General features: G+C 62.1%; 20 protein-coding genes and 1 tRNA gene. 13 read left to right on the forward strand and 8 right to left on the reverse strand.

The genetic code is table 11. From position 1 onward, the window contains the following. The first annotated feature begins 57 nt into the window (after positions 1 to 57). Together ACSSVC_RS05520 and ACSSVC_RS05525 are read left to right on the forward strand one after the other, a co-directional pair. Positions 58 to 2,088 (forward strand): DKNYY domain-containing protein, encoded by a 2,031-nt coding sequence (locus ACSSVC_RS05520; RefSeq protein WP_492612060.1) that lies wholly within the window; start codon positions 58 to 60, stop codon positions 2,086 to 2,088. Positions 2,089 to 2,338: 250 nt separating this feature from the next. After that, a complete protein-coding gene (locus ACSSVC_RS05525) occupies positions 2,339 to 2,776 on the forward strand; it encodes a hypothetical protein (protein WP_430962727.1) in 438 nt (145 codons plus the stop codon). 81 nt (positions 2,777 to 2,857) lie between these two features. Here ACSSVC_RS05525 and ACSSVC_RS05530 read toward each other — a convergent pair whose 3' ends face one another. Both ACSSVC_RS05530 and ACSSVC_RS05535 read right to left on the reverse strand, forming a co-directional pair. Then, positions 2,858 to 3,268, reverse strand: coding sequence for a hypothetical protein (locus ACSSVC_RS05530; protein ID WP_346634175.1), 411 nt, complete (start codon positions 3,266 to 3,268; stop codon positions 2,858 to 2,860). A 124-nt stretch (positions 3,269 to 3,392) separates the two neighbouring features. Continuing rightward, positions 3,393 to 4,367, reverse strand: coding sequence for an alpha/beta hydrolase family protein (locus tag ACSSVC_RS05535; protein WP_492612061.1), 975 nt, complete (start codon positions 4,365 to 4,367; stop codon positions 3,393 to 3,395). 201 nt (positions 4,368 to 4,568) lie between these two features. On the opposite strand from ACSSVC_RS05535, the gene ACSSVC_RS05540 reads away from it, so the two are divergent. The 4 genes from ACSSVC_RS05540 to ACSSVC_RS05555 all read left to right on the forward strand — a co-directional run bounded on the left by ACSSVC_RS05540 (position 4,569) and on the right by ACSSVC_RS05555 (position 6,946). After that, positions 4,569 to 4,889 carry an isochorismate lyase gene (locus ACSSVC_RS05540; protein WP_346634177.1) on the forward strand — a complete coding sequence of 107 codons (321 nt, stop codon included), beginning with the start codon at positions 4,569 to 4,571 and terminating at the stop codon, positions 4,887 to 4,889. Between the two features lie 110 nt (positions 4,890 to 4,999). Next, on the forward strand, positions 5,000 to 5,590 hold the full coding sequence (locus tag ACSSVC_RS05545; RefSeq protein WP_346634178.1) for a hypothetical protein: 591 nt from the start codon (positions 5,000 to 5,002) through the stop codon (positions 5,588 to 5,590). A 91-nt stretch (positions 5,591 to 5,681) separates the two neighbouring features. Next, complete coding sequence (locus tag ACSSVC_RS05550) at positions 5,682 to 6,722, forward strand: DMT family transporter (protein ID WP_492612062.1); 1,041 nt, start codon at positions 5,682 to 5,684, stop codon at positions 6,720 to 6,722. 71 nt (positions 6,723 to 6,793) lie between these two features. Next, complete coding sequence (locus ACSSVC_RS05555; RefSeq protein ID WP_346634180.1) at positions 6,794 to 6,946, forward strand: hypothetical protein; 153 nt, start codon at positions 6,794 to 6,796, stop codon at positions 6,944 to 6,946. 70 nt (positions 6,947 to 7,016) lie between these two features. On the opposite strand, the gene ACSSVC_RS05560 is transcribed toward ACSSVC_RS05555, so the two are convergent. The 5 genes from ACSSVC_RS05560 to ACSSVC_RS05580 form a co-directional block, all read right to left on the reverse strand. Then, a complete protein-coding gene (locus ACSSVC_RS05560) occupies positions 7,017 to 8,171 on the reverse strand; it encodes a Fic family protein (RefSeq protein ID WP_404938072.1) in 1,155 nt (384 codons plus the stop codon). A gap of 320 nt (positions 8,172 to 8,491) precedes the next feature. Further along, a tRNA-Phe gene (locus tag ACSSVC_RS05565) sits at positions 8,492 to 8,567 on the reverse strand. Positions 8,568 to 8,672: 105 nt separating this feature from the next. Beyond that, complete coding sequence (locus ACSSVC_RS05570) at positions 8,673 to 8,945, reverse strand: oxidative damage protection protein (protein ID WP_015633824.1); 273 nt, start codon at positions 8,943 to 8,945, stop codon at positions 8,673 to 8,675. Then, positions 8,942 to 10,009: an A/G-specific adenine glycosylase gene (mutY, locus tag ACSSVC_RS05575; RefSeq protein ID WP_404938073.1), complete on the reverse strand. Its 1,068-nt coding sequence runs from the start codon at positions 10,007 to 10,009 to the stop codon at positions 8,942 to 8,944. The genes ACSSVC_RS05570 and mutY overlap by 4 nt, the downstream gene beginning before the upstream one ends. Then, positions 10,006 to 12,231, reverse strand: a complete 2,226-nt coding sequence (locus tag ACSSVC_RS05580) for an AsmA family protein (RefSeq protein ID WP_346634183.1) — start codon at positions 12,229 to 12,231, stop codon at positions 10,006 to 10,008. The genes mutY and ACSSVC_RS05580 overlap by 4 nt, the downstream gene beginning before the upstream one ends. 343 nt (positions 12,232 to 12,574) lie before the next feature. Between ACSSVC_RS05580 and ACSSVC_RS05585 the strand changes: the two genes are divergently transcribed. From ACSSVC_RS05585 to ACSSVC_RS05615, 7 genes are all read left to right on the forward strand, one after another. After that, positions 12,575 to 14,236, forward strand: a complete 1,662-nt coding sequence (locus tag ACSSVC_RS05585; protein ID WP_346634184.1) for an OFA family MFS transporter — start codon at positions 12,575 to 12,577, stop codon at positions 14,234 to 14,236. A 192-nt stretch (positions 14,237 to 14,428) separates the two neighbouring features. Then, entirely contained in the window at positions 14,429 to 15,022 is a 594-nt protein-coding gene (hisB, locus tag ACSSVC_RS05590; RefSeq protein WP_011058736.1) for an imidazoleglycerol-phosphate dehydratase HisB, read from the forward strand. Beyond that, entirely contained in the window at positions 15,022 to 15,660 is a 639-nt protein-coding gene (gene hisH / locus ACSSVC_RS05595; protein ID WP_123724144.1) for an imidazole glycerol phosphate synthase subunit HisH, read from the forward strand. The genes hisB and hisH overlap by 1 nt, the downstream gene beginning before the upstream one ends. Next, positions 15,660 to 15,920, forward strand: coding sequence for a DUF2164 domain-containing protein (locus tag ACSSVC_RS05600; RefSeq protein WP_123724143.1), 261 nt, complete (start codon positions 15,660 to 15,662; stop codon positions 15,918 to 15,920). Before hisH ends, ACSSVC_RS05600 begins: the two co-directional genes overlap by 1 nt. Positions 15,921 to 15,962: 42 nt before the next feature. After that, positions 15,963 to 16,700: a 1-(5-phosphoribosyl)-5-[(5-phosphoribosylamino)methylideneamino]imidazole-4-carboxamide isomerase gene (gene hisA / locus ACSSVC_RS05605; protein WP_019093879.1), complete on the forward strand. Its 738-nt coding sequence runs from the start codon at positions 15,963 to 15,965 to the stop codon at positions 16,698 to 16,700. A 9-nt stretch (positions 16,701 to 16,709) separates the two neighbouring features. Then, entirely contained in the window at positions 16,710 to 17,480 is a 771-nt protein-coding gene (gene hisF, locus ACSSVC_RS05610; RefSeq protein WP_015633827.1) for an imidazole glycerol phosphate synthase subunit HisF, read from the forward strand. A gap of 63 nt (positions 17,481 to 17,543) precedes the next feature. Then, positions 17,544 to 18,299, forward strand: a complete 756-nt coding sequence (locus tag ACSSVC_RS05615) for a substrate-binding periplasmic protein (RefSeq protein ID WP_446439539.1) — start codon at positions 17,544 to 17,546, stop codon at positions 18,297 to 18,299. A gap of 38 nt (positions 18,300 to 18,337) precedes the next feature. Here ACSSVC_RS05615 and ACSSVC_RS05620 read toward each other — a convergent pair whose 3' ends face one another. After that, positions 18,338 to 19,144 carry a divergent polysaccharide deacetylase family protein gene (locus ACSSVC_RS05620; protein ID WP_346634186.1) on the reverse strand — a complete coding sequence of 269 codons (807 nt, stop codon included), beginning with the start codon at positions 19,142 to 19,144 and terminating at the stop codon, positions 18,338 to 18,340. Between the last annotated feature and the right edge of the window lie 6 nt (positions 19,145 to 19,150).

The following is a 19,150-nucleotide window of genomic DNA, read 5'->3' on the forward strand; positions in this document are numbered from 1 at the left end:
TTACGCTGGTAGGTTGCCTACTGATAATCCACCGCTCGGTCAGCTTGGGATGCAGCGATGAAGGACTTGGACATGGATTTTGCCGAGTGGGAAATGCTCGACCTTGAGTGGCATCAGGGGTTCGCCTTCGTGGAGGGCGCGCTGTTGGTGGAAGAGCGCGCCCGGGACGTCTACCTCATGCTGCAGCTTGAAGGGCGGACGCCGGCTGAGCAGGCTTCTCAGGCCGCGGCCGAGCAGTTCCCGGTTTCCCTCCTGGTAGAGGGCGAACCGCTCTGGCGCCATCGTGTTCATCGGCACCTGCTGCGTGATGCGCGGGCCGACTATTATGGCTTGCCCCGCTACTTCGCCCGTTATGGCTACCACCCGTTGCAGACGTTGCCGATGCGTGTGTGCCGCGGGTTGCGGAGCCTGGGCCATGACCATTGGTGCGATCAGCAGCGTGCCTACTTTTGTCACGACTACGGGTTGGCGGTGATCGAGGGCGCACAGCCTGAGCGCCTGGCACTGCTGCACCCGGTGCCGGAGAACTGGCCTTCATCCGCGGTGCTGTTCAGTGACGGGGCCAAGGTCTTCCTGGGCGCACGGGCGATCGCCAGCGCCGAGGACCGGGTGCGTGGCAGCAACCATCCGGCTTATCAGGTGATCAACGATCAGGTCTGTCGGGGCGGTGTGCCGCTGCACCAGAAGGACGGCTCGCCGTTGCCGATAGCCAATCCGCAGGGCTTTCAGATGCTGGCCCAGCGCTGGGGCACCGACGGGCATTCGGTGATCGTCCAGGCGCAGCAGGGCTCAAGCATTGCCTACGAGTATTTCTACCGCATCGACAACGTCGATCTGGCCACCTTCAGTGTGCTCAACGAGCGCTACGCCAAGGACGCACAGCGGGCCTACTTCCTGACCGGAAAAAACCTGCGCTATGTCGGCGACTTTCGCCTGCTGAATCGCGTTCAGTCCGTGTTCGATGCTGCCGGCCGAGTCTTGAGCCGCAGTGAAACTCCGGACCCGTACGTGGCCGTGGATGACCAGTTTGTCTACTGCAATGGCACCCGCCTGCGTGGAGCCCACGCCCCGAGTTTTCGTCACCTGGGATTCCATTACTACGCCGACGAGCATCGCGCCTACCTGTTCAATAAGCCGCTGGATGTGGATGTGCAGAGCTTTGTGGTAACCCAGCTGGAGCGCGGTGAGCACCACCACTCGCCGGTGCTGGTGGGCGACAAGCACGGTCCTCTCGGTTCGGGTGGGGTGATCGATGACGGGATGCTGCAGGAGTGGGCCGCGTTCTTCGAGGCTCACCCGCAGTTGCAGGGCTACTGGTGGCACCGTCTGCAGGAGCCCAGCGTGTCAGCGTCGACAACGCCAGCCCTGCGCGCCATCGGCTTGGGGTTTGAGCTGGGGCACCAGGTGCACTTTCATGGTCGCGCTATCAATGGTCTGGATGCCGGCAGTTTCAAGCTGCTGGACACACACCTGTGCGGTGATGCCAACGGCTTGTACCTGATCCCCTTTCATCGTGCCGAGACCCAGGTGCCGGAGCGATTTTCTTCAGCCTCCGTCGACCAGTACCGTGCCCTGGGCGGGCCTTACCTGGCCGATGGCCGGACGGTTTTTTGCCACAGGATCTTTTACCAGGCGCCTGAGCCGCTGGGTAAGGCGGATCTGGCCAGCTTCGAGTCCTGCGGGCATGGCTGGGCCAGGGATAAGGGCGCGGTGTACTACTACAGCGAAAGAAAAAGGAACCTCGACCCGGCCCACACGCGCTTCATGGGCAGCTACGCCTTCAGCGCGACGCAGATGTTTTCTGCCGGCAAGGCGCTGGAGGTGGAGTTCAGCCCGGAAGAAGTGAGGGTTCCTCATCCGGATTTCTTGCAGTTGGGCACGCGCAAGCTGTTCTGTGGCCGGCGCCCGGTGAGTGCCAAGCGCATCGACCTGGCCAGCCTGGAGTTTGTCGCGGACCGCTATGCTCGGGATAAGCAGCGTTTTTACCAGTACGACGGCTACGCGACACTCAGCGAAATCAGTGCCGAGCAGTATTACCAGGCAACGACGAAGGCCCCGGCCGGGGATGCTGAAAATTTGGCTGTTTGAGCGGCAAAAAGATGGCTGTCAGCATTGACGGTGGCCTTTTTTGTCGGAACTGTGACTTGTTACATGGCGTTTCATGGACAGCCCGCTGGCGAAATAGTAGCCTGCGCGCTCTTCGATAAGAGCTCTTGCGTGCCAGCGTGAGAGGAGCTAAGGAATAGCGCTGTATTGCAAGGGACTGAATGCTTGTCGGGGCTCTGAATCCGTCTTCGCCTCTCTCCCTTGATCCGTGCGCACTAGCCCTGGTTCCTGATTGTCCGCGCCTGCCTGCGGCATGCCCGACAGTCCCGGCTCGAAGAACGAGCATTCAGGGTTCAATGGTGATCGCCCGGCCATTGGTCTCTCAAAAAAGGGCGGCAAGGAGACGCGCATGGCGTTCACTAAAATTATCTTCAAAAACCCGAACACCGGCGCCATGAAAGTAGCGCCAGTCGGCTTCTCATGGACCGTGCTCCTTTTCGGCTTCATTCCGGCCTTGTTCCGTTCCGACTGGAAATGGGCTGCCATCATGTTCGCCGTGGGCTTCTTCACCTTTGGCTTCAGCAACTTTGTGTTCTGCTTCATCTACAACAAGATGCACGTTCGCGATCTGATCGGTGAAGGCTACAAGGCTCAATCCATTGCCAGCGGCGACCTGGGCTTCGCCAGTGCCAACGTCGGCATGGAAATCCCTCGGCTGGAAGCTGCCTGAGCATCACGCCAGGCTGTTTAGCTGAAACGGAAAAGGGCGCATTCATTGCTGAATGCGCCCTTTTTCATGCCCGGATGAAACTCAGCCTTCGGCGCTGAACAGTGCCTGGGATGCGGCCATGTAGTCGGCCTGGAAGGCCTCGGACTCGATCCAGGCCAGGGCCGTGGCCTCGTCGGCCTCGGTGGACCAGTTGCGGTACTCCATCAGCGCCGCAAGGATGAAGTCCGTGGCGCCCTGTTCGCCTTCCTGCTCATAGACCAGCTCCAGCAGCGGGTCCGAGAGGAAGACCGTGCACAGCGCCTGCTGGCTGGTTTTTTCGGCATCGCGCATTTTCACGAACAGTTCGGTCAGGTCCACCGATTCGAAGTCGATGCGGCTGTCGTTGGGGTCCAGTTCCAGCTCAGAGGTCGGTGCAGTGCGCTTGGCGCGGTTTTGCTTGGCCTTGGTTTTCGCCCGCTGGGCCCTTTTGTGTTGCTTGTTCGCAGATGCCATGGGCGTCTTACCTTGATGCTTGGAGGTGTGTCGCGTGGGTCGCCAGACAGCGGCGACCTTTCAGGCGGCCAAGGATGCCAGTAAATGCCGGCCGGGGCATCTGCCACCGGGCGAGAAGGGTGGTTCAGGCGCGTGGGATTACTCGTCCCGGGCTGCGGCTGTCGAGTTCGCCGTGGCGCAGCCAGCCCAGGATGATGGGCCAGAGCCGCGTGTCGAAACGGCTGTGGAAGAAGGCGAAATGGCCGACCTCGGTTTCGCCGATTTCCTGCGGGGCGATGCGCAAGTGAGTGCGCGGACTGTTGCTGAAGTAAGCCAGCAGGCGTTCGATGGCCGGCACGGTGCCGAAGGGGTCGTCGCTGAGGCTGATGGCGAGGATCGCTGCCGTGACTTGGGCGAAGGGCTGGCCGTTGCGTTCTCCAGCGAGCCTGCGGCCGCTGGGGCGGCCTTCGTAGCGCGTGTGTGGGGTGCACCAGTCGCTGACCACGCCGGCGGGGGTGTCCTCCATCCAACCCAGGCGCTTGCCGGGAAAGTAGCCGTAGAGACAGGTCAGCAGGGGCATCAGCACGTGCCATTTGCCCAGCATGCGCCAGCGCAGCCTGGGTTCGTAGTCGCGCCAGTAAGCGAACTGTGCGCCCATGGTGGCCACGCGACGGATCATCCCGGCAGAGGCCGCCAGGCCCACGGCGCAACCGCCGAAGCTGTGGCCCACGACATCGATCGGCTGCTCGGGAAACTCGCGCTGGGCTCGTTGCAGCATGGCTTCGAAGTCCAGCGCAGCCCAATCCGACCAGGACGCCTTGAAGCCCTTGAGGGAGCCCGTGCGCGACTCGCCGATGCCGCGGTAGTCGTAAGTCATCACGTCGAAGCCGTTGGCGAACAGGTAGTCGGCGAAACGGAAGTAATAACGGCAGCGCACCGAGGTCGCGGCGTTGATGATCACCACCGGTCGCGCTGGATCGGCTTGCGGGTGGCGCCAGGCACAGCCACCGATCAGGTAACCGTCCGCCGCCGGTTCGTTGAAGGTTTCGCTGGGGCCAGGTGTCGGCCCGGCAATGGCGGGTTGTGCGGCAGGCAGGTCGGGCGAGGACAGCAGGGGCATGGACGGTTGTTCCTTGGCGGCTGCAATGTGCCGGAGCGGCATTCGGCGTCAGCGATATTTTTTTGTGTGCCCATTAATACCCGGCCGATCCACGGCGCGGCAACTGCCAGCGCGCCCGACAGCCGGGTGGCGCCGGCATCTTTACTCTCGCTGCGGCCCGTGAGAATAATCCGGGCCCCTGACCCCGATGGAGTGTTGAGCATGGAAGTGAAAAATCAGATGAGCCCGGAACAATGCCAGGGCATGGAAGACATCCGCCGGGAAATCGATGCCCTGGATCGAGCGGTCATTGCGCTGCTGGGTGCACGTTTCAAGTACGTGCTGGCAGCGTCGAAGTTCAAGACCTCGGCGGCCACGGTGCGGGCCGAGGAGCGCTTCAAGGCGATGCTCGCCACCCGCCGCGAGTGGGCAGAGGCCGAAGGCCTGAGCGCAGATGCCATCGAGAAGCTGTACAGCGATCTGGTGCAGCACTTTATCGCCGAGGAGATGAAGCATTGGCAGGCGGCGCAGGCGCCTGCCTGAGGCTGATTGCCGGCGCTCAGTGTTGATCGGGTTCTGCTGCTGATGGCGGCCCGTTCCCTGGATCAGCATCGGCGCGGGTATGCTGGCGGCCTTTTTTCGAGGGATCAGGGATGACAATGATGCAATTTCGCTCATGGACAGGGTTGGCGCTGGCGGTGCTATTGGCCGCGACCGGGCAGGTGCAGGCGAGCGAGCCTTCCTCGGTGTATCTGCGTTGCAGCATGACGCCCGAGCACTACGCCCAAGCCATGGCCGCGCCGCCACGCCCGGCGATCGCCTACAACGATTGGCAGAAGTGGTTCGACAGCAAGGACATGTACGGCTCGGCCCGGGTCGATGCCGAGTCGCTGGAGGATTCTGGTGCGAAGAGCCTGCAGGAAGTGGCGCAGATGTGGGCGGGGGCGGGCGGCACCTCTCACTACGACCCGCAGACAGGGCGTTGGCAGTTTGCCTTGCTGCAGTTCACTGAAAACTATGGCGAGATGATCCAGTTGCTGGCGCCGCTGCGCAGCGTCGCCCCTTACTGCCAGCCCGGCTCCGACAGTTTTCTGCTGATCTACTCCTACATCTGGGGCGATGGCGACAACGCCTACCTGACCCTCAACAAGCAGCGCAGCCGATTTGCCGTCAAACCCACCAAGGCACAACGTGCCGAGGCCGATGCGGCGCTCAAGGTGTTGATGGATGCCGCTTCGGGGTGAAGCGGTTGCGTCGCTCCGGTTCACGGCATTTCTACATGGACAGGGTCATCATGTTCAGCGTCTTGCAATGAGCCTGAAGGGTGATCCGACCATGAGCTTGAGTGTTCTCTGCGCGCTGGCGGCGGCCGCCTTGTTCGGCGCCAGCACACCACTGGCCAAACTGCTGGGGCTGAATGTTCCGCCAATGCTCCTGGCTGGGCTGCTGTATCTGGGCAGTGGTGTGGGCCTGGCCATTGTTCGTTGCGTTCGCGATCGGGGTTGGCAGCCGGCGGGGCTGACGGCGCGCGAGTGGCCGTGGCTGCTGGGGGCGATCCTGTTTGGTGGTGTGCTGGCGCCGGTCGCGCTGATGTTTGGTCTGACGCGGACCGCGGGCGCCAGCGCTTCGTTGCTGCTCAATCTGGAGTCGGTACTCACCGCGATGCTGGCGTGGCTGGTGTTCAAGGAGAACGCCGATCGCCGGATCGTCATCGGCATGCTCGCGATCGTGTTGGGTGGAGTGGTCTTGTCGTGGCCGCAGCAGCACGCCGGTACTGATGACTGGCTGGGGCCGCTGGCCGTGGCCTTCGCCTGCCTGTGCTGGGCCATCGATAACAACCTGACCCGCAAGGTCTCGGCCTCCGATGCGCTGTTCATCGCCGGCAGCAAGGGAGTGGTGGCGGGGGTGGTCAATGCCGGCCTGGCGTTGCTTGTTGGCGCGCAACTGCCTGCTGCTGCCACGCTGGGGCCGATACTGCTGGTGGGTTTTTTGGGTTACGGCGTCAGCCTGGTGCTGTTCGTCCTGGCCCTGCGAGGGCTGGGCAGTGCGCGCACCGGGGCCTACTTCTCCACGGCGCCCTTCCTTGGCGCAGCGCTGTCGATTCTGATCCTGGGCGAGGCGGTTTCCCTGTGGTTCCTGGTGGCGGCGGCACTGATGGCCATCGGCGTGTGGATTCACTTGATGGAACACCACGTTCACGAGCATCAGCACGAGCCTCTCGCGCACAACCATCGCCATAGGCATGACGAGCACCACCAGCATGAACACGGCTTTGAGTGGGACGGCTCAGAGCCCCACAGCCATCCCCACGAACACGCACCGATCCGGCATAGCCATGCGCACTTCCCTGATGTTCATCATCGGCACAAACACTGAGTGGGCGGGTTACTTTCAGTCACCAGGTGAGGGCTTGCGCTGATCAGCGCATACGCGCCCTTCACAAACTGATGAACAGCCTGTCCTGCATGACCGCGCAAACGGCTGATGCCAGCGACCTGTTCCAGATCGCCGACATCGCCGCGCTGTTGCTCGGTGATGGCGTGGCTCTGCTCGATGTGGCCCAGGGGCAGGCGATGGAGCGGGCGGATAAGGCCTTCTGATTGGCGTGGGCGCTGCGCCAGCCCCAGGATCAGTTTGATTCTGGGCGCCCTTGGAGAGTCCGAGAGAGTGTCATGGCGCCTCAAGCGGTGCCGGTATGAACCCTTGCTCTCGAAGCGCCTTGATCATTCCTCTGATGAGGTAGCTGTTGGAGAAACCGATGGTGTATTGCCGGGCGTTGGCGCTGATGGGCAATAGCATGCCCTGGTCCACCAGTTTCTTTATTTGATAGGTCCTTTGTCCGGCAGTCAGCTTGGGCAGTACCTGGGCGATGTCGCTCGACTTAACAACGCCTGACTTGATCGCTGTGGTCAGTACCGTTTCTTCCGCTGCAGTGATCCATTGTCGATCCCGAGCAAAGGTAATGGCAGGAGCCAGGATGTGCCGGGTCAGGTAGCGGTAGTCGGTGAGGCGATTGACCTTTTCCAGGTCGTCCCTAATGCCCTCTAGAACGTAAGTGCACCAGGTCTCCAGCCCGGCCTTGGTTCCTTGGTCCGCGGTGGCGAGCATGGCGTAGTAACGTTCCCGATCATTGAAGAAAACAGCGGTAGGGTTGAGTACACGGCCACCCGTATCGACGTTGAAGCCATATTTCATCAGCTGTGCATAAGTCAGGAGGCGCACCACGCGGCCATTGCCGTTGCCAAATGGGTGAATCCAACCAAACCGGTGATGGGTCAAGGCCACTTTCATCAGGTCGTATTTGGGGAGGTCCTCCCGATTGACGAACTCCACCAGCTCTTGCATGTAGCTGGGTACCATCAGGGCATCAGGAGGTAGGTGGGCGGCCTGAGCGATCTGTACTTCGCCCTGGCGATACGCTCCAGGCGTCTTATCGCCTTCTCGCTCCAGGTCCTGGACGGTCATCGCGTGCAGCTCTCTGATGGTGAGCTCGGTGATTGGTGTTCCCGGGCCAATGGTTTGCTCGATGTAATCCATGGCTTTTTCGATGTTCGCCACTTCGCGTAACGGGTCGGAGTCCTGCGCTGTGCCTTCCACCTTGCTCTCGATGTAGTCGGCAAGCGTTGTGTGGTTGCCCTCGATGCGCGCCGAACCCAGGCTTTCCAGGATGTGGAAGATCGTTTTCAGCTGATAGAAGACCGCAGGAGGCGTATCGCCTTCCAATCGCAAGCGCCGAAGGTGCTCAAGCTCGCTCAGCACGTCCACCAGAGGGGAGTCGAAGGATGGGTTTAGCAGCTCAAGATCGTGATGGAAGAATGCAGGCATTGTGCAAACATCTCGAAAGCCGAAAAAATTATCTATGATTTTTTTGCCATAGGCCCTGTTCTATAGGGGTTCTGCTCGAATATCAAAAGATGATTATCTCAAAATGGTACTTCGCTTAAGTGAACGCTTGAGAAAAAGCGAGGCGTGATGCGCTGTGTGGGTGGCGTGATGGTCGCGCAGCGGCTTGGTTGTGCAGGAAAGAAGGCCGGGGTGTCGAGCAGGGGGAAGGGAAGGGCTGAATGACAGGCAACAAAAAACCCGCACTAGGCGGGTTTTCTGGTTGCTTTCACGTGATGTAAACACCACCTGAAAGCTGAAGGTGGTGCCCAGAGACGGAATCGAACCGCCGACACGGGGATTTTCAATCCCCTGCTCTACCGACTGAGCTATCTGGGCAACGGGGCGCATTAAACGGGTTTTTCAGGGGGGCGTCAAGCAAGTTTTGAAAAAAATGTTTAATTATTACCGTCGCTTACGTTCCACCCCCGATTTTCAACGGGTTTACTCAGCCGGTGGCACGTAGCCGTCGGCCTTGGCGTATTCCTCGCCGGAGAAAAATTTGTCCATCTCGCCCTGCAGATATTTGCGATCTTCGGCATTCATCATGTTCAGGCGCTTTTCGTTGATCAGCAGGGTCTGGTGTTTCTGCCAGTCAGCCCAGGCCTTGGCCGAAACGTGTTCGAAAATATCCTGGCCTTTGGCGCCCGGGTACGGGGGGCGTTCCAGGCCTGGTAGTTCTTCCTGGTATTTGCGGCACATTACGGTGCGGGTCATGACGACTCTCCTGCATTCAAGACTTCGGCCGCGCGTTTGAGCAGTGTCTTCACCGGGGCGGCAAGGCCCAGGCGCGGCGGGGTGGCGAGGTTATACCAGAGCCAGTCGGCCTCGGCGACGTGCAGCGCCGACTCTTCGACCCGGACCAGCCAGGGCTCGATGGCCAATTGGAAGTGGCTGAAGGTGTGCACCAGGCCGGGCATTTGCTGTTGCTGGCCCAGTTCCAGGGAGTGCTGCAGGGCCAGGTGCTGGATGTCTTGCAGGTCGTCCAGCTCCGGCAGGCTCCAGAGGCCGCCCCAGAGCCCGCTGGAGGGGCGTCGGTAGAGCAGGATGGCGCCTTCGCGGTTAGCCAGCAACGGCATCAGGGTGCGCTTCTGCGGCACCTCCTTGCGCGGCTTGGGAATCGGGTAGCGGGTTTCCAGGCCGAGCATGTGGGCTTCGCAGCCGCGCTCCAGAGGGCACAACAGGCAGCTGGGCTTGCTCCGGGTACAGAGGGTCGCCCCCAGGTCCATCATCGCCTGGGTGTAGTGGTTGACCCGGCTGTGGGGCGTGAAGCGTTCTGCGGCGGCCCACAGCTGCTTGGCCACCTTGGGTTCCCCCGGGTAGCCCTCCTGGGCGGTGAAGCGGGCCAGCACCCGCTTGACGTTGCCGTCGAGAATCGGTGCCCGCAGGCCCATGCTGATGCTGGCGATGGCGCCGGCGGTGGACAGGCCGATGCCCGGCAACTCGGTGAGTTGCTCCACGTCCCGGGGAAACTCGCCGCCGTATTCGGCCATGACGATCTTCGCGGTCTTTTGCAGGTTGCGCGCCCGGGTGTAGTAGCCCAGGCCGGTCCACAGGTGCAGCACTTCGTCTTCCGGGGCCTCGGCCAGGGCCTGCACCGTGGGGAGTGAGGCCATGAAGCGGTCGAAGTAGTTGAGCACGGTGCTGACCTGGGTCTGTTGCAGCATGATCTCCGAGACCCACACCCGATACGGGTTGATGTCCTGCTGCCAGGGCAGGTCGTGGCGACCATGGCGGTCGTACCAGTCCAGCACCGCCGGTGCAAAGGCCTCGGCTCTCATCGCTTGAACAACCCCTTGAGTGCGTTCTTCAGTTCCGGGCTGACCTTGTCACCGAGTTTCTCGTCGATCTTCTGCTGCAGCCGGTCACCGGCCAGCTTGGCGGCAACCTGGCCCAGGCCGTCCTTGTCCAAGCGGCAGGCCTTGGCCCCCAGCTCCAGCGGGCCCCGGCAGCGCAGCGGCAGTTCAACACCAGTAAAGCGTTCGCCGACCTGGCAGGCCGGGTCCGGATTGTCGCTGAGGTCGCCCTCGACGACGATGCCGACCCGGTAGTCCATGCCCAGCACCCGCAGGTCGATATCACCATTGCCGTTGACGGTCATGCCGGGGATGCGCACTTTCAGGTCCGGGTTGCTGGCCACGCCGTTGCGAAACGTCAGGTTGCCCTTGAGCTCCTGGAACGGTGTGTCCTTGCCCCGTGGCGTGCTGCTGAGGTTCTTGCGGTTGAGCACCGCGATGCCCTGGCACAGCTGCTGTTCGATGTTGGCGTTGAGCAGCACGCCGTTGTTGATCACGAAGCTGGCAGTACCGTTGAGGCTATCGATCAGCGCTTTCTGGCTGTTGCCGCTGCCACTGAGGTTGCTGTTCAGAGTCACCAGGCCTTTGACCGGAGGATTCTGGCCCTGGCTTTCCAGGATGCGTTCCACCGGTACGCGGTTGATCTTGGTCTGCAGGCTCAACTGCGGTGTGCTCTGGCGCACATCGAGATTGCCGCTGGCTTCGAAACTGCCGTTGTACAGCTCGCCCCGCAGGCTGGAAAGCTTGAGCAGGCCGCCCTGGCCGCTGGCCTTGAGCGCGGCGTTCTGGATCGGCAGCTTGTCCAGGGTCAACTGGCCAAAACTCAGGTCGGCATCGACGTCGAGTTTGCTCAGGCGCTCCACTGGCAGCAGCTTGTCGGTGCTCCAGGCGCCCTTGGTCGGGGCGTTGGGCAGCGGCGTGGTGCCGGCGCCGGCCATGGCGTCGGCTTCGCTGCTTTGCACCTCAGCCTTGCGTGCTGTGGCGGCACTGTTGGCTGCGGCGGATTTGGGCGGCAGGTAGCGGTCGACATTGAAGGTGTCGCCCTTGAGCTGAGCGCGCAGGGATTGCTTGTCGAAGTCCTCGATGGCCAGGCGGCCACTGAAGGCGCTGTCGTCGAGCTTCAGGTTCAGGTCTTCCAGGGCCAGGCTGCTGGGCGTGCCTTGCAGGCGGCTGACCAGCTCGACCTTGCTCAGGCTGCCTTCGGCCATGGCCGGCAGGGTCTGGCCGATGCTGTCGACGAATTTCGCCAGGTCGAACTGGGCAATGGAAATTCCGCCGCTGATCTGCGGGGTCTTGTCCAGGTCATTGACCTTGAGTTCGCCCAGGGCGCGCAGCTGGTTGAGGGAGACTTTCAGGCCGGTCCACTGGCCGACGTTGGCGGCCTTGTCCAGCAACAGCTGGCCCTGGGCAGCGAAGGTCAGGGTCTTGCCTTGCAGCGGGTCACCGGTAGCTTCGCCGGACAGGCGCATGTCTTCGAACTGGTAGCGCTGCAGGGCGCGGTCGAAGCGCAGCTCGCCATTGAGTTCGGTGCGCACGCGCACGGCGGGCTGGGTGCTGGCGAGGAAGGCGGTGAGCTTGACCGGGGTGTTGCTGGCTTCGTGGATCGGCCCGGTGCTCAGTTGGATGCTTTCGGCGGTGAACTGCTTGCCGGTCTGCTCATCGTTGTACTCAACCCGGGCGTTGTTCACGGTCAGGCTGTCGATGTCCAGGCGGATCGGTTGCGAGGGCTTGTCTGCGCCGACGCTTGGCTGGCCCGCTTCGCCGGTGCTGGTGGCCGGGGTTGCGGCCTGCTTGTCGGTAGGAGCGGTCTTGCCGATGTCCTGCCAGTTGCCGTGGCCATCCTTGTCGCGGTTCAGGCGCAGGTTGAGGCCTTCGACCCGCACATCGCTCATCTGCACTTCACGGCGCAGCAGCGGTAATACCCGGACCGACAGACCAAGCATCTGCAGGTCGGCGAAAGGTTGGGTCGGGTTGGCCAGGGTGGCCACGCCGGCGTCGTGCAGTTCCAGTCCGAGCCAGGGGAACAGGCTCCAGCCGATGTCGCCATTGAGCGTCAGCTCGATGTGGGCCTTGTCGCGGGCAATCTGGCGAATCTCTTCTTTGTAGTCGTTGGGATCAAACAGGTGGGTCAAGGCGAAGCCGAGAGCCACGATGATCAGCAACAGCCCGAGAATTACCAGACCCAGGATTTTGCCGAACGCTTTCATGGGCGAGTCCTTGTATGTCGAATTCAAAATTTAGCGAGGGAGTATAACGCTCTGAACCTGACGACTGGTCACCCATTGCAGTTAGAGGTTTTTTCGTCGTGGCGGCCATTTTTTTGCCAGTGGCCTGGCCTGCGGGCGAAGCAGTTGCGGGAAAAAAGGTAATGTCAGTTTGGTTTTTTAGTTTGTCGCAAATGGTAACCTCTCGCGGTTCGTTCGCCCTTGTGCGACTTAATGTCGCGTCTGCCCAAATGGAGCTTTACTCAATAAAACGACCGCGCCCGCGTGCCAAGGTCGTCGCAGATGAGTGGCCGATGAACAATTCTAATAATTGGGGGAAACATCCATGAGCTCTAGCAACGCGGCGGCCAGTCCGTCTGCTCAGCCAGCGTTCTTGTCCAAAGAACGCATCATTGCCAAGCCCGGCTTCAACCGTTGGCTGGTCCCACCGGCCGCTCTGGCCATTCATCTGTGCATCGGCATGGCCTACGGCTTTTCGGTGTTCTGGCTGCCGCTGTCCAAGGCGCTGGGCATCGGTGCGCCAGTGGCGTGTGCGCCGGGCATGGGTTTTATCGAGCAGGTCTTTTCGTCCCAGTGTGACTGGCCGATCTCCATGCTCGGCTGGATCTACACCCTGTTCTTCATCTTCCTGGGCTGCTCGGCAGCGATCTGGGGCGGCTGGCTGGAACATGCCGGGCCGCGCAAGGCAGGGGTGGTTTCCGCGCTGTGCTGGTGCGGCGGCCTGCTGATTTCGGCGTTGGGGATCTACACCCACCAGATCTGGCTGATGTGGATCGGCTCCGGGGTCATCGGCGGTATTGGCCTGGGCCTGGGCTACATTTCCCCGGTGTCGACCCTGATCAAGTGGTTCCCGGACAAGCGCGGCATGGCCACCGGCATGGCGATCATGGGCTTTGGCGGTGGCGCCATGGTGGGCGCGCCCCTGGCGGCAGCCCTGATGAGCTACTTCGCCACGCCTACCAGCGTCGGCGTGTGGCAGAGCTTTTTGGTGATGGCCGCGATCTACTTCGTGTTCATGATCGGCGGCGCCCTGGCCTATCGGGTTCCGCCGACCGGCTGGAAACCTGAAGGTTGGACTGCGCCGGCGAAGAAAGCCGCCAATGCGATGATCACCCACCGCCATGTGCACGTGAACGTGGCCTGGAAGACTCCGCAGTTCCGCCTGGTCTGGCTGGTGCTGTGCCTCAACGTATCGGCCGGTATCGGCATCCTCGGCATGGCGTCGCCGCTGCTGCAGGAAGTGTTCGCCGGCAAGTTGCTGGGCAACGACCTGACCTTCAGCCAGCTGGATGCCGGGCAACTGGCGCAGATCGCCGCCATCGCTGCCGGCTTCACCGGTCTGTTGAGCCTGTTCAACATCGGCGGGCGGTTCTTCTGGGCGTCGTTCTCCGACTACCTGGGTCGCAAGAACACCTACTTCGTGTTCTTCGCCCTGGGCTTTGCCCTCTACGCGCTGATTCCGAACCTCGGCCACCTGGGCAACATCGCCCTGTTCGTGGCGGCGTTCTGCATCATCCTGTCGATGTACGGCGGTGGTTTCGCCACAGTTCCGGCCTACCTGGCGGACCTGTTCGGGACACAAATGGTGGGTGCGATCCACGGTCGCCTGCTGACTGCCTGGGCGGCGGCGGGCGTACTGGGCCCGGTGCTGGTGAACTACCTGCGTGAGTATCAGCTGAGCATCGGCGTCGAACGCGCCGCGGCCTACGACATCACCCTGTACATCCTCGCCGGCCTGCTGGTGCTGGGCTTCCTGTGCAACCTGCTGGTGCGCCCGGTAGCCGACAAGTACTTCATGACCGACGAGCAACTGGCGGCCGAGCAGGCTCTGGGCCACGACAAGGGCGCTGACAGCAGCGTCGTGCTGGAGTGGAAAGCTTCGTCCGCCAGCCAGCCGCTGGTGATCGCTGCCTGGCTGGCCGTGGGCATTCCCCTGGCGTGGGGCGTGTGGGTCACCCTGCAGAAGACGGCGGTGCTGTTCCATTAAGGGCTTCGCTGGCCAGCCAGCTCCTACGTAGGAGCCGGCTGGCCGGCGAACGCTTCGCCGCTTGTCATGACAGGTACAGCCCCGTAGCCATTGGCTGGCGCCCGTCAGGATATTGTCCAGCGTGTTTCTGTTTGGCCGCCGTCGGGCCTATACTATTCGCCTTTTTCGCCCAATGATTTTGCGGAGCTGGTGATGGCCGAACGTAAGGCATCTGTCGAGCGCGACACTCTGGAAACCCAGATCAAAGCCTCGATCAACCTGGATGGCACCGGAAAGGCCCGATTCGATATCGGCGTGCCCTTCCTTGAGCACATGCTGGACCAGATCGCCCGGCACGGGCTGATCGACCTGGACATCGAAAGCAAGGGCGACCTGCATATCGACGACCACCACACCGTGGAGGATGTCGGTATCACTCTCGGCCAGGCGTTCAGCAAGGCCATCGGCGACAAGAAGGGCATCCGTCGCTACGGTCACGCCTATGTGCCGCTGGATGAAGCCCTGTCCCGCGTGGTAATCGACTTCTCTGGCCGTCCCGGCCTGCAGATGCACGTACCCTTCACCCGCGCCACTGTCGGCGGTTTCGACGTTGACCTGTTCCAGGAATTCTTCCAGGGCTTCGTCAACCACGCCAACGTGACCCTGCACATCGATACTCTGCGCGGCACCAACACGCACCACCAGATCGAGACCGTGTTCAAGGCCTTCGGCCGTGCACTGCGCATGGCGGTGGAACTGGACGAGCGTATGGCCGGCCAGATGCCGTCCACCAAGGGCGTGCTGTAATGCAGACCGTCGCCGTTATCGACTACGGCATGGGCAACCTGCACTCGGTGGCCAAGGCCCTGGAGCACGTGGGCGCCGGCAAGGTGTTGATCACCAGTGATGCCAACGTGATTCGCGAAGCCGACCGGGTGGTGTTTCCCGGCGTGGGTGCCATTCGCGATTGCATGGCCGAGATCCGTCGCCTGGGCTTCGACGCCCTGGTGCGTGAAGTCAGCCAGGATCGTCCTTTCCTCGGCATCTGCGTGGGCATGCAAGCCTTGCTCGACCACAGCGAAGAGAACGAGGGTGTTGACTGCATCGGCCTGTTTCCCGGCCAGGTGAAGTTCTTCGGCAAGGGCCTGATCGAGGATGGCGAACACCTGAAGGTGCCGCACATGGGCTGGAACGAGGTGAAGCAGGCGGTGGACCATCCGCTGTGGCACAACATTGCGGACCTGGCGCGCTTCTACTTCGTGCACAGCTACTACATCAATGCCGGCAATGCCCGGCAGGTGGTAGGCAGCGGTCACTATGGCGTGGACTTCGCCGCAGCGCTGGCCGACGGCTCGCGTTTCGCCGTGCAGTTCCACCCGGAGAAGAGCCATACCCACGGCCTGCAGTTGCTGCAGAACTTCGCGGCCTGGGACGGTCGCTGGTAATGGCGATCAAGAAGTCCAAGCCGCCGATCCTGACCCTCACTACCGAACAGGAGAGTGAGGCGACGCACAAGATCAAGCGCTTCATGGAGGACCGTTTCGAGCTCGACCTGGGCTCGTTCGAGGCGGCGGAAATTCTTGAGCTGTTTACCCGCGAAATTGCTCCGCACTATTACAACCGGGCGATTTTCGATGTGCAGACGCACCTCAAAGAGAGGTTCGAGAGCATCGAAAGCGACCTGTGGGCGCTCGAGAAAAATTGATTTTCGAGTGAAGCTGAACAATCGAATTTGAAGGTTTGCCAGATGCTGATTATTCCCGCTATCGATCTTAAAGACGGTGCCTGTGTACGTCTGCGCCAGGGCCGCATGGAAGATTCCACGGTGTTCTCCGATGACCCGGTGAGCATGGCTGCCAAGTGGGTTGAAGGCGGTTGCCGTCGTCTGCATCTGGTGGACCTCAACGGTGCCTTCGAAGGCCAGCCGGTGAACGGCGAGGTGGTGACCGCGATCGCCAAGCGTTACCCGAATCTGCCGATCCAGATCGGTGGCGGCATCCGCTCCCTGGAAACCATCGAACACTATGTGAAGGCCGGCGTGAGCTACGTGATCATCGGCACCAAGGCGGTCAAGGAGCCGGAGTTCGTTGCCCAGGCTTGCCGCGCTTTCCCGGGCAAGGTCATCGTTGGCCTGGACGCCAAGGATGGCTTCGTCGCCACCGATGGCTGGGCTGAAGTCAGCAGCGTGCAAGTGATCGACCTGGCCAAGCGTTTCGAAGCCGACGGCGTGTCCGCCATCGTTTATACCGACATCGCCAAAGACGGCATGATGCAGGGCTGCAACGTGCCGTTCACCGCAGCCCTGGCGGCGGCCACCAAGATCCCGGTGATCGCTTCCGGCGGTATCCACAACCTGGGCGACATCAAGGCCCTGCTGGATGCCAAGGCTCCAGGAATCATCGGCGCCATTACTGGCCGCGCGATCTATGAAGGCACCCTCGATGTCGCAGAAGCCCAGGCTTTCTGCGATTCGTACCAAGGCTGAGGACTCGCCATGGCATTGGCCAAACGCATCATCCCTTGCCTGGACGTGGACAACGGCCGGGTGGTCAAGGGCGTCAAGTTCGAGAACATCCGTGACGCCGGCGATCCGGTGGAAATCGCTCGACGCTACGACGAGCAGGGCGCCGACGAGATCACCTTCCTCGATATCACCGCCAGCGTCGATGGGCGCGATACCACTCTGCATACCGTCGAGCGCATGGCCAGCCAGGTGTTCATCCCGCTGACCGTGGGCGGTGGTGTGCGCACCGTGCAGGACATCCGCAACTTGCTCAATGCCGGCGCGGACAAGGTTTCGATCAACACCGCAGCAGTGTTCAACCCCGAGTTCGTCGGCGAAGCGGCGCAGCACTTCGGCTCCCAGTGCATCGTGGTCGCCATCGACGCGAAGAAAGTCTCCGGCCCGGGCGAAACCCCGCGCTGGGAGATCTTCACCCATGGCGGGCGCAAGCCCACCGGGCTGGACGCGGTGGAGTGGGCGAAGAAGATGGAAGGCCTGGGTGCCGGCGAAATCCTCCTGACCAGCATGGATCAGGACGGCATGAAAAACGGCTTTGACCTGGGCGTGACCCGGGCCATCAGTGATGCGCTGGGTATTCCGGTGATCGCTTCCGGCGGCGTCGGCAACCTCCAGCACCTGGCCGACGGCATCATTGAAGGCCACGCCAGTGCAGTGCTGGCGGCGAGCATTTTCCACTTCGGCGAATACACGGTTCCCGAGGCCAAGGCCTATATGGCCCAGCGCGGGATTGTTGTGCGATAGCCACTGGACAGCATGGCGTGCTCGCGGCACTCTTGAGCACGCCATGGATTCTGGTAACCCGTCATGTTCAAACGTCTTCTTGTGGTTGTCGCCAGCGCTTCGCTGCTCCTTGGCAGCCTGGCCCGCGCCGCTGAAACCGCCGACACCTCCCTGGTGCTGCTGACGGAAAACTTTCCCCCCTACAACATGGCCAAGAACGGCAAGAACTTCGCTCAAGGCGAGAATATCGATGGCATTGCCGTGGATATCGTCCGCGAAATGTTCAAGCGTGCCGGGGTCAACTACAGCCTGACCCTGCGCTTCCCCTGGGAGCGCATCTACAAGATGGCCCTGGAGCAACCGGGCTATGGCGTGTTCGTCATGGCGCGTCTGCCGGACCGCGAACCGCTGTTCAAGTGGGTCGGCCCCATTGGCCCGGATGACTGGATCATGCTGGCCAAGGCCGGCAGCAAGATCACCCTCGAATCCCTGGAACAGGCGCGCAAATACAAGATCGGCGCCTATAAGGGCGATGCCATTGCCGAGACCCTGACCAAGCAGGGCCTGACACCCCAGGTGGTGCTGCGGGACCAGGACAATGCCAAGAAGCTGGTGGCGGGGCAGATCGACCTCTGGGCCACCGGCGACCCGGCCGGACGTTATCTGGCCAAGCAGGAAGGCATCACCGGCCTCAAGACCGTGCTGCGCTTCAATAGCGCCGAGCTGTACCTGGCCCTGAACAAGGACGTGCCTGACGAGGTTGTGGCCAAGCTGCAGGCGGCCCTGGAGCAGATGCGCAAAGAGGGAGTGGTGGAAGAGATCATGGGGCGTTATCTGTAGGCGCTTCGCTGGCAAGCCAGCTCCTACGGCGAAGGGCTTTAGCGATAAACCCCATTCTTGCCATGCCCCGCCATGGCCTGGTTGCTGCGCAGACTGATCATCGACTTGATATCGATCCACTCGATGCCCTGGGCCTTGAGCTTGGGCAGTTCGCGCTCGAGCACCGCCAGGGTCTGTGGATAAGGGTGGCCGATCATCACCGCCGAACCCTGTTTGCGGGCCAGCTTGATCGCTGTCTGTAGCTGCTGGGCAATCGCCGCTTCGGTGCGCTCGTCATCCAGGAATACATCCCGGGAAACACTGGCCAGGCCGATCTTCTGCGCTTCGGCGGCGGCGACTGTCTGGGCGCTGGTGCGGCTGTCGACGAAGAACTTGTGGCGGCGCTGCAAGTCAGCCATCAGCCAGGCCATGGCTTGGGGTTGGGCGGTCATGCGGCTGCCCATATGGTTGTTGATGCCGCTGGTGTAGGGCACGGCCTGGAAGGCGGCTTCCAGGCGTTTTTGCAACTCTTCGATGGGCAATTCGGGGTGCCAGGCGAACGGCCCGGTGGCCGGGTCCATGGGCATGTGCAGGATGACGATCTTGCCGGCGCGATGGGCCTCGCGGGCGAATTCGGCAGCGTGGGGCGTGTCGGGCATGATCGCCGTGGTTACCGGGCCGGGCAGGGCCAGTACGCGACGGTCACGGGGCAGGTTCTGGCCGAGGTCGTCGATGATCAGGCTCAGGTAGGCCTTGGGTGCGGCGGCTGTGGGTTCGGCGGCTTGGGTTGCAAGGGGCAAGAGGCACAGCAGGGTGAGCAGCGGGGCCCGGAGTGAGCGGAACAGGGGTGAGCAGCGGGAAATCATGGGGAT

Source organism: Pseudomonas sp. E1BtOHC1 (assembly GCF_058744285.1).